Origin of the sequence: Sulfitobacter sp. HI0040 (assembly GCF_001634885.1) — a bacterium.
Lineage (GTDB): Bacteria > Pseudomonadota > Alphaproteobacteria > Rhodobacterales > Rhodobacteraceae > Sulfitobacter.
Genome location: NZ_LWEX01000401.1, coordinates 33,176 through 42,634, shown reverse-complemented (window position 1 = coordinate 42,634; position 9,459 = coordinate 33,176). Strand labels below are relative to the sequence as shown.

Below are 9,459 nucleotides of genomic sequence, written 5' to 3'. Positions count from 1 at the left end.
AGGCCGCCTGCAACGTGCCGCCGGTCCCGCAATCGGCATAGACCACGAAGATCTCGTCATAGCTGTCGCGGTGGCGTGCCACGGCGGCCCGCACGGCATCGGTAATCTTTTCGGGGTAGAGATGGTATTTCGCGGGCAGGCAGGTGAGGTCCAGATGCGTCCAGCCATTCGCGGCCTTCAGATCCAGTATTTCCCGTGCCAGCGCGCCGCAGGCGATCAGCAGGATGCGCCCAGTCTCGGCTTCGAGCGGCAGGCCGCGATCCGTGAGGGTGGCATCGGACAGTGTCATCCGGACCGCCGACGCATGAGGTAGACACCAAGGGCGAGCAGAAGCAGGAGCGGCACGGCCCAGACGCCGAGGAACGCGCCCCCGCCGGAGGCACCGGCGAACATCGCCACGCAGACGGTTAGCCCGGCCGCGAAGATGACACCGGCAATGAGCAGGACAAGATAGAGTATCGGCATGATGCGTCTCCTTCTCTTGCCAAGGTAAGCACGGGGGGCGCGTTTTGCAGCCCCCCGCCTATCCGGTTCAGGCGGAAGAGGACATCGCGTTGTGCTTGCGACCGACCCATTCCTTGGCCGTTTCCACCGCAACGGCGGCGTCGCGGCAATAGGCGTCCGCGCCGATGGCTTTGCCGAATTCCTCGTTCAGCGGGGCGCCGCCCACCAGAACGATATAGTCGTCGCGGATCCCCTGTTCGACCATCGTGTCGATGACGACCTTCATGTAAGGCATCGTCGTGGTGAGCAGGGCGGACATGCCGAGGATTTCCGGCTTCTCGTTTTCCAGCGCTTCGAGGTATTTCTCCACCGCGTTGTTGATACCGAGGTCCACGACCTCGAACCCGGCGCCTTCCATCATCATCGACACGAGGTTCTTGCCGATGTCGTGAATGTCGCCCTTCACGGTACCGATCACCATCTTGCCGACCCGCGGCGCACCGGTTTCGGCCAGCAGCGGCTTCAGGATCGCCATGCCGCCTTTCATCGCGTTGGCGGCCAGCAGAACTTCGGGAACGAAAAGGATGCCATCGCGGAAGTCGGCGCCGACGATGGTCATGCCGCCCACCAGCGCCTTTGTCAGAATGTCGTAGGGGGCCCAGCCACGCTCGAGCAGAATCCGCACGCCTTCCTCGATCTCTTCCTTGAGACCGTCGTAAAGGTCGTCGAACATCTGCTGAACAAGTTCCTCGTCGTCGAGTTCCGACAGGATGATTTCGTCTTCTTCGGACATGGCCGTTCCTTTTGCGCGGGATCGCTTTCGCGTCCTTTTGTCACGTTACATACGCGCAGGTCAGACAGTTTGCGACACTGGCCGAACTTTGCGCGACGTGGGCGCCGCCATGATAGGGCCATCGGCGCGGGGAAGTGAAGGGCGCGCACTGCATGCTCTTGTCGATGTTCGCGCAATGTTCTATTTTTTCTTCATGGATTTCGAAGACCGCAGATACAGGATCGCCGGTCGTGCGGCGGGCACCAACCACGCGGGCCGGTTCGAGCGGCACCGCCGGGAAGTCGTGGACGACGGCTGGCAGCGTGAAGAGGACGAGCCCCTGCCGATGCTGCGCACCGAAACGACAGAGGAACGCCCGCGGCGGATCATCACCTACAACCGTTCGCCCGACCTTCCCTTCGACCGTTCGATCAATCCCTACCGGGGGTGCGAGCATGGCTGCGTCTATTGTTTCGCCCGGCCCAGCCATGCCTATCTGGGCCTTTCTCCGGGGCTGGATTTCGAAACGCGGCTGGTCGCACGCCCCGATGCACCGGAGGTGCTGAAACGCGAACTGGCGGCGCGCAGCTACCGAGTGGCGCCCATTGCCATCGGGACGAACACGGACCCCTATCAGCCCATCGAAAAGCGGCATGGGATCATGCGCCGCTGTCTGGAGGTGTTGGCCGAGGCGGGCCATCCCGTCGCCATTGTGACCAAGGGCAGCCTGATCGAACGCGATATCGACATCCTGTCGGACATGGCCCGGCGGGGGCTAGTCCGCGTTGGCCTGTCGGTCACGACCCGTGACGCGGCGCTGTCGCGCCTGATGGAGCCGCGCGCCCCCGCGCCGGCCCGGCGTCTGGCGACCATGCGCAGGCTGGCAGAGGCCGGCGTGCCGGTTCGGGTCATGGTTTCACCCGTCATCCCCGCGCTGACGGACCCGGAGCTGGAATCGATCCTTGCCGATGCGCAGGCAGCGGGTGCGCGCCACGCAAGTTGGATCATGCTGCGCCTCCCGCGGGAGGTTTCGCCGCTGGTCCAGGACTGGCTGGCGCAGTATTATCCTAACCGGGCAGAACGGATCATGGCCCGGTTGCGGGAAATGCACGGGGGCAAGGAATACGATTCGGCCTGGCACCGCAGGATGCGGGGGGAAGGGCCCTATGCGGAATTGATCGCACGGCGCTTCGACGTGGCCGTGCGGCGGCTGGGATTGAACGCAAGGGCCACCCCCATGCGCACCGATCTGTTCCGCCCGCCGAAGCCCGAGTCCGCGCAGCTCAGCCTGTTCTAGCCGCGCCGCCGTCCGCGCCGGGGCGCGCGTACCGGGCCTTCGCCGTCCGTGCCGTCGCTGGCGGAGGAGAAATCGCCCAGTTTGGCGACGATTTCAGGCAATTCGGGTGCTGTTCCCCTGGGGCGTGTGTCCAGCGCTTCGCGCATGTGGCGCAGGTGTTCGGGCATGGTCCCGCAGCAGCCGCCGATGATGCTGGCGCCGCAATCGCGGGCCATCACGGCATAATCTGCCATCAATTCGGGGGTGCCGTTGTAGTGGATATGCCCGTCGTGATATTTCGGGATGCCCGCGTTGCCCTTGGCGATGAGCGGCAGCTTGTCTTCCTTCGCGGCAAAGCCCAGCAGGGTGCGCAAGAGGTCCGACGAACCGGTGCCGCAGTTCGCCCCGTAGGCCAGCGGCGTGTTATCGAGCGCATGCACCATGTCGACCATCGCTTCGCTGGTGACGCCCATCATGGTACGGCCCGCCGTGTCAAAGCTCATGGTGCCGCACCACGGCAAGCCCGCCAGCGCGAAACCTTCGGCAGCGGCGCGGTATTCTTCGGGCGCGCTGATGGTTTCCAGCCAGCCGATGTCTGCGCCCCCGGCCTTCAGCCCGTCCGCCGTTTCATGGAACATCTCGACCGCCAGCGCATGGGAAAGCGCGCCCACGGGTTCCATGATCTCGCCAGTCGGTCCGACGGAACCGGCGACGATCACCTTGCGCTCCGCCTTGTCGGCCACCTCGCGGCCCAGTTCTGCCGCCACGCGGCTCAGTTCATGCACGCGCTTCTCGGCCTCATGCAGTTTCAGGCGCGCGGCATTGGCGCCGAAGCTGTTGGTCAGGAACAGGTCGCTGCCCGCGTCCACCGCGCCGCGATAAAGCGCGATGATCTTCTGCGGCTCGTCGGTGTTCCACAATTCGGGCGCGTCACCGGACATCAGCCCCATGTTGAACAGGTTGGTGCCCGTGGCGCCATCGGCCAGCAGCACGCCCCGCTGGGCCAGCAATTCGTTGAGAATGTCGGACATGATGCGCTCCTGACGTGTTTTGCGCCTGATTTCACGAAGCGCCGCGGGAGCGCAAGCGCATTCGCCGCAACTCGTCATGAGGCGGGCAGGGGGGAGGGTGGCCCGCGGCCACCCGCGACGGGTTAATCGATTTCGGCCATCAGCTGGGCCTTCGCCTCGGCCATCAGGCTAAGCATCTTGCCGCGAATGGTAGCCTCATCGGCCTTGTCGCCCAGATCGCCGGAGACCTTGCGATAGACGTCCTCGTCCCCGGCTTCCTCGAAGTCGGCTTTGACGACGTCACGGGCATAAGCGGCTGCCTCGTCGCCGGTCTTGCCCAGAAGGTCCGCGGCCCAGAGACCCAAGAGCTTGTTGCGGCGGGCCTCGGCCTTGAACTGCATCTCGGCGTCATGGGCAAATTTGTTCTCGAAACTGCGTTCGCGATCGTCGAATGTGGTCATGGCGGGGTTCCTTCGTCCGGTGTCTTCCCTTTGGATATGCGGTGTCCGCGCGCTCTGTACAAGGGTGAGCCTGCAGGTCTCGGTAATACCGGAGGTTGATCCCTCATGCGTTCTGCCACCCTCGACCGGGCTGCTTGCAGGAAGGGGGGGCTTGCACTATGAGGTGCGCAAGTGCCGCGGGAGCTTCCCCGGCCCCAGCGGAAAGGACGCCCATGGCCCGGCGCAAGAAGATCTACGAAGGCAAGGCGAAGATCCTGTACGAAGGTCCCGAGCCGGGCACGATCGTCCAGTATTTCAAGGATGACGCGACCGCTTTCAATGCGCAGAAGAAAGACGTGATCGAAGGCAAGGGCGTGCTGAACAACCGGCTCAGCGAATTTTTCATGACCGGACTCAACCAGATCGGCGTGCCCACGCATTTCATCCGCCGCCTGAACATGCGCGAACAGCTTGTCCGGCAGGTGGAGATCATTCCGCTGGAAGTGATCGTGCGTAATTTCGCCGCAGGATCAATGTCCAAACGCCTGGGCATCGACGAGGGCACACAACTGCCGCGCCCGATCGTTGAATATTGCTACAAGGACGATTCGCTTGGTGATCCACTGGTCACGGAGGAGCATATCGCCGCCTTCGGATGGGCAAGCCAGCAGGACATGGACGACATCCTGAGCCTCGCGCTCAGGGTCAATGATTTCCTCTCCGGGGTGATGATGGCCGTGGGGATCCGCCTTGTGGACTTCAAGATCGAGATCGGGCGCGTCTATGACGGCGATTTCCAGCGGCTTATCGTGGCCGATGAGATCAGCCCGGACAGCTGCCGCCTGTGGGACATGGAAACCGGTCAGAAGCTCGACAAGGACGTGTTCCGCCGCGATCTCGGTTCCCTGACTGACGCCTATACCGAAGTGGCGACGCGGCTGGGTGTCATGCCCAAGAACGCGGCGCCGATTACCAAGCCCACGCTCATCAACTGAGACCCGGAACGAAGGGGACGATCCATGAAGGCTCGCGTGCATGTCATGCTCAAGAACGGAGTGCTCGATCCGCAGGGGGAGGCGGTGCGCCATGCGCTCGGATCGCTCGGCTTTGCGGGGGTCAACGGGGTCCGGCAGGGCAAGGTCATCGAACTGGACCTCGCAGACGGCACCACCGAGGCCGAGGTAAACGCCATGTGCGAGAAGCTGCTCGCCAATACTGTGATCGAATCCTACGCGGTGGAGATGGGCTGATGCGCGCCGCTGTCATCGTCTTTCCCGGATCGAACTGCGACCGCGACATGGCCGTGGCCTTCCGCGCCGCCGGGGCCGAGGTTTCGATGGTCTGGCACAAGGACAGCGCCCTGCCCGACAATATCGACGTGGTCGGTGTGCCGGGCGGCTTTTCCTACGGCGACTACCTGCGCTGCGGTGCGATTGCAGCCAATTCCCCCATCTGCCGGGCCGTGGCGGCCCATGCGGAGCGGGGCGGTTATGTGCTGGGGGTCTGCAACGGGTTTCAGGTGCTGACGGAAACCGGTTTGCTGCCCGGGGCGCTGCTGCGCAACGCGGGTCTGAAATACATCTGCCGGACCGTGGGCCTGCGCGTCGAAACCACCGACAGCGCGTTTACTGCCGACTATGCCCGGGGGCAGGAAATCGCCATTCCCGTGGCGCATCACGATGGCAACTACTTCGCTGATCCCGACACGCTCGCAGGCTTGCGCGATAGTGATCGCGTGGCCTTCCGCTATTCCCGTCCGCTGAACGGCGCGCAGGATGACATCGCGGGCATCCTGTCGGAAAACCGGCGGGTTCTCGGCATGATGCCGCATCCCGAACGGGCGGCGGATGCGGCCCATGGCGGCACCGACGGCAAGGCGCTCTTTGCGGCGCTGGCCGGGGCGCTTGTCGCCGCCTGACTTGAGTAGACCCGCCCCGGGGCGTAGATTGGTCTCATGAAAACATCACAACCCTCCGCTGGGCCCCGGACGACCGTCGGTTGGCGGGTGCGTCTGGCTGTGGGTTTCCTGCTTGTCGTCGCGGCGGTGACGATCTCCGTCACCAACAAGCTGCTGACCGACCGGTTCACCGACAGCACGCGCAACCGGGCGGAACTGCGGATAGCACTCTACAGCGGGAATCTGCTGGCCGAACTGCGCCAGAACGCCATCGTGCCGCAACTGCTGGCGCGTGATCCGACGCTGATCGCGGCCCTGCAATCGGCGGATTATTCGCTTTCCACCCAGCGGCTTATCTCTTTCGTGGAAGAAATCGGGGCCGCCTCCCTCATGCTCTACGACATCGACGGACGCATCGTGGCCGCGACCGACCGCAACCGCCTCGGCTCCCAGCATCGGTCGGAGCCCTATTTCGTGGATGCCATCCGCTCCAACGCCACGATCTTCAGCGTGATCAAGCGAGAAAGCGCAGGCTACCGGTTTCTCTATTCGCGCCGCATTCAGGAAGGCGGCACCACGCTGGGCGTGATCGCGGCAGAGGTCGACCTGCAGAAATTCGAACGCGCCTGGGCCGGTATTTCCGATGCCGTGATCGTAACGGAAAGCAATGGGGAGATCATTCTGGCCACCGCCCCGCGCTGGCGTGGGCTGACGGAAAAGGAAGCACTGGCCAATCATACGCCGCAAAACGCGATCGAACGCGCGATCAAGGCCACCGCCGACTGGACGGCCCTGCCGCCGGATGCCTATCTGCAGGGCGAGGCGGTGATGCGGCTGGAAAACCGCATCCCGTTCCGTGGCTGGCGAATGGTCAGCTTTACCACCTATGAATCCGTCCGCGAAAAGGTGAACGGCGTATTGGCGCTGGAGGTGATGGGGTTTGCCATTCTGCTGGCGCTGACTTTTTACGCCCTCAGCCGCCGCACCGCAGGCCGTCTTGCCATTTTCCAGCGGGAATCGGCGAAGCTGCGCGCGCTCAATCAGGCGCTGCAGCGTGAAATCGCGGAGCGCAAGCGCGTTCAGGAAACGCTCGCCGTGGCCGAACAGACGCTGGAACAGTCGAGCAAACTGGCCGCCTTGGGCGAAATGTCCGCCGCCGTCAGCCATGAGTTGAACCAGCCGCTCGCCGCGATGAAGACCTATCTTGCCGGCGCGCGCCTTTTGCTGCGCCGCAACCGCCCGGAGGAGGCACTGTCCTCCTTTGGCCGTATCGACGACCTGATCGAGCGGATGGGTGCCATCACCCGGCAGCTCAAATCCTATGCCCGCAAGGGGCAGGAGGCGTTCTCCCCCGTGGACATGGGTGCTGCGCTGGCCTCGTCCCTATCCATGATGGAGCCACAGTTGCGCCAGCGGCAGGTCCAGATCAGCCGGATCCTGCCCGAACAGCCCGTCATCGTGACGGGGGACCGCATGCGGATCGAACAAGTGATGGTCAACCTGTTGCGCAACGCATTGGATGCCACCAAATCGGAACGCAATCCGCAGGTGGACATTATACTTTCAGCAGGAGAGACGGCGACCTTGACGGTACGGGACAACGGTCCGGGGATCGAAAACCTCGATCAGCTGTTCGAACCCTTCTACACGACCAAGCAACCCGGCGATGGCGTCGGGCTCGGCTTGGCCATTTCCTCGGGGATCGTGAACGATCTCGGGGGTCGGTTGACCGCGCGGAATGGCCAGAACGGCGGCGCGGTCTTCGAAATGCAATTGCCCATAGAGGGCACAGGGACCGCCTCCCAGGCGGCGGAGTAAAGACAATGGCTCAGGCTATGAAAATCGCGATCGTCGACGACGAACAGGATATGCGTCAATCCATCAGCCAGTGGCTGGCGCTTTCGGGGTATGACACCGAAACATTCGCCAGCGCTGAAGATGCGCTCAAGATTCTCGGTCCCGATTATCCCGGCATCGTCATCTCGGACATCAAGATGCCGGGAATGGACGGCATGCAGTTTCTTAAAAAGCTCATGGGCAGCGACAGCGCGCTGCCGGTCATCATGATCACCGGCCACGGCGATGTGCCCATGGCCGTCGAAGCGATGCGGGTAGGGGCCTTCGATTTCCTCGAAAAGCCGTTCAACCCCGACCGGATGAGCGAACTGGCCAAGAAGGCGACCAATGCCCGCCGTCTGGTCATGGACAACCGCGCGCTGCGCCGCGAACTGTCGGATGGCGGCCAGCTGATGAAAAAGCTCATCGGTCAGAGCCCGGTGATGGAGCGGTTGCGCGAAGATATCCTTGATCTCGGTCAGGCGGACGGTCATGTGCTGATCGACGGGGAAACCGGCACCGGCAAGACGCTGGTGGCTCATGCGCTGCATGCGGTGGGCAGCCGGGCGGGCAAGAAGTTCGTACTGGTAAGCTGCGGCGCACTGGAAGAAAACACGCTGTCCAAGCGCCTCTTCGGCCCCATGCAGCCCGAGGACGCGCAGCTTCCCGCCATCGAAGAGGCCCGCGGCGGGACACTTGTGCTCGAAGACATCGAGGCGCTGTCCGAAACACTGCAGGCTCGGCTGCTGAGCGTCATCAACGAACAGGGCACCCCGGCAGAAACCCGGATCGTCGCCATCTCCAACCTTCAGGAGGCTGGCCGCACGTCGGAGGACGCGCTGCGATCCGACCTTTTCTACCGGCTTGCCGCCCTGCGTATCACCGTGCCGCCGCTGCGCCAGCGGGGGGAGGATATTCTGACGCTCTTTACCCGCCTCAGCGAGCAGTTTGCCGATGAATATGGCTGCGACTCGCCCCAGGTGAGCGCGCAGGAGGCCGCCCAGCTTCTGCAGGCGCCCTGGCCCGGCAACGTGCGCCAGTTGATCAACGTGGCGGAACGCGCGGTGCTGCAATCGCGCCGGGGTTCGGGCACCATCGCCTCCCTTCTGATGTCGGACCATGATGACATGCAGCCCGTCATGACGACCGAGGGCAAGCCGCTCAAGGAATATGTCGAGGCGTTCGAACGGATGCTGATCGACAACACGATGCGCCGCCACAAGGGGTCCATTGCCAGCGTGATGGACGAACTCTGCCTGCCACGCCGAACCCTGAACGAGAAGATGGCGAAATACGCTTTGCAGCGGTCAGATTACCTCTGACTGTGCCGGGCTGCCGGTGCCCAGATGGGCGCCGGCGTCAGCCTGCAGAGGTGCCCAGCCGGGTCAGGATCAATTCGCGCGCCTTGCCTTCGGCATCGGTGTAGCAGGTCCATTTCGGCGCACCGCCCGGCAGGTCGATGACATACTGGTTCGTCTCGACGATGGGGATGGTCCGGTTGATCGTGCCGCCGCTAACGCCGGTATGCTGCTCTACCGCCGCGATGCAGGATTTATGCGTGCGCAGTTCGGCCAGTGCCGCCGGATCGTCCGCCAACGCCATTTCATCGCACCCTGCAAGCCCTCCGAGCGAAAGGGCAAGGGCGGAAATCGAGCGGGTGAAAAGCGGCATGGGGCAGTCCTTCAATATGCGGGAGCCATCCGTTGCGGATGGAAATATCGAGCAAAAGGGTGCGTTCTGCGCCCTTCGGTGAACTTTTTCCAAGGCCCTTCCGCTTGTCAAGC

General features: G+C 63.5%; 12 protein-coding genes. 6 read left to right on the top strand and 6 right to left on the bottom strand.

The genetic code is table 11. The features are described 5' to 3' along the window. From A3728_RS16545 to A3728_RS16535, 3 genes are all read right to left on the bottom strand, one after another. Positions 1-289: DUF1638 domain-containing protein (locus A3728_RS16545; RefSeq protein WP_150120858.1), on the bottom strand; the 289-nt coding region annotated here is incomplete at its 3' end. Continuing rightward, the gene (locus tag A3728_RS16540) at positions 286-465 is read right to left on the bottom strand and encodes a hypothetical protein (protein ID WP_067926077.1); all 180 of its coding nucleotides are present in this window, start codon (positions 463-465) and stop codon (positions 286-288) included. The genes A3728_RS16545 and A3728_RS16540, both read right to left, overlap by 4 nt. A 67-nt stretch (positions 466-532) precedes the next feature. Continuing rightward, positions 533-1,237: a corrinoid protein gene (locus A3728_RS16535; protein WP_067926074.1), complete on the bottom strand. Its 705-nt coding sequence runs from the start codon at positions 1,235-1,237 to the stop codon at positions 533-535. A 193-nt stretch (positions 1,238-1,430) separates the two neighbouring features. Here A3728_RS16535 and A3728_RS16530 point away from each other — a divergent pair, with 193 nt between their 5' ends. Then, the gene (locus A3728_RS16530; protein WP_067926084.1) at positions 1,431-2,513 is read left to right on the top strand and encodes a PA0069 family radical SAM protein; all 1,083 of its coding nucleotides are present in this window, start codon (positions 1,431-1,433) and stop codon (positions 2,511-2,513) included. On the opposite strand, the gene bmt is transcribed toward A3728_RS16530, so the two are convergent. Both bmt and A3728_RS16520 read right to left on the bottom strand, forming a co-directional pair. Next, the gene (gene bmt, locus A3728_RS16525; protein WP_067926071.1) at positions 2,510-3,523 is read right to left on the bottom strand and encodes a betaine--homocysteine S-methyltransferase; all 1,014 of its coding nucleotides are present in this window, start codon (positions 3,521-3,523) and stop codon (positions 2,510-2,512) included. The two genes, A3728_RS16530 and bmt, sit on opposite strands and share 4 nt — an antisense overlap. A gap of 122 nt (positions 3,524-3,645) precedes the next feature. Further along, positions 3,646-3,963: a DUF1476 domain-containing protein gene (locus A3728_RS16520; protein ID WP_067926068.1), complete on the bottom strand. Its 318-nt coding sequence runs from the start codon at positions 3,961-3,963 to the stop codon at positions 3,646-3,648. A 212-nt stretch (positions 3,964-4,175) separates the two neighbouring features. Here A3728_RS16520 and purC point away from each other — a divergent pair, with 212 nt between their 5' ends. From purC to A3728_RS16495, 5 genes are read left to right on the top strand one after another with little or no spacing between them, the layout of a single operon-like run. Continuing rightward, positions 4,176-4,937: a phosphoribosylaminoimidazolesuccinocarboxamide synthase gene (purC, locus tag A3728_RS16515; protein ID WP_067926065.1), complete on the top strand. Its 762-nt coding sequence runs from the start codon at positions 4,176-4,178 to the stop codon at positions 4,935-4,937. Between the two features lie 24 nt (positions 4,938-4,961). Continuing rightward, positions 4,962-5,192, top strand: coding sequence for a phosphoribosylformylglycinamidine synthase subunit PurS (gene purS / locus A3728_RS16510; RefSeq protein ID WP_067926062.1), 231 nt, complete (start codon positions 4,962-4,964; stop codon positions 5,190-5,192). Then, the gene (gene purQ, locus A3728_RS16505) at positions 5,192-5,860 is read left to right on the top strand and encodes a phosphoribosylformylglycinamidine synthase subunit PurQ (RefSeq protein WP_067926059.1); all 669 of its coding nucleotides are present in this window, start codon (positions 5,192-5,194) and stop codon (positions 5,858-5,860) included. Before purS ends, purQ begins: the two co-directional genes overlap by 1 nt. 36 nt (positions 5,861-5,896) lie before the next feature. Further along, complete coding sequence (locus A3728_RS16500; protein WP_067926055.1) at positions 5,897-7,657, top strand: sensor histidine kinase; 1,761 nt, start codon at positions 5,897-5,899, stop codon at positions 7,655-7,657. A gap of 5 nt (positions 7,658-7,662) precedes the next feature. After that, positions 7,663-8,997, top strand: a complete 1,335-nt coding sequence (locus tag A3728_RS16495; protein ID WP_067926051.1) for a sigma-54-dependent transcriptional regulator — start codon at positions 7,663-7,665, stop codon at positions 8,995-8,997. Between the two features lie 37 nt (positions 8,998-9,034). Here the strand turns inward: A3728_RS16495 and A3728_RS16490 are convergent, their stop codons facing one another. Beyond that, positions 9,035-9,346, bottom strand: a complete 312-nt coding sequence (locus A3728_RS16490; protein WP_067926050.1) for a hypothetical protein — start codon at positions 9,344-9,346, stop codon at positions 9,035-9,037. Positions 9,347-9,459 lie beyond the last annotated feature (113 nt).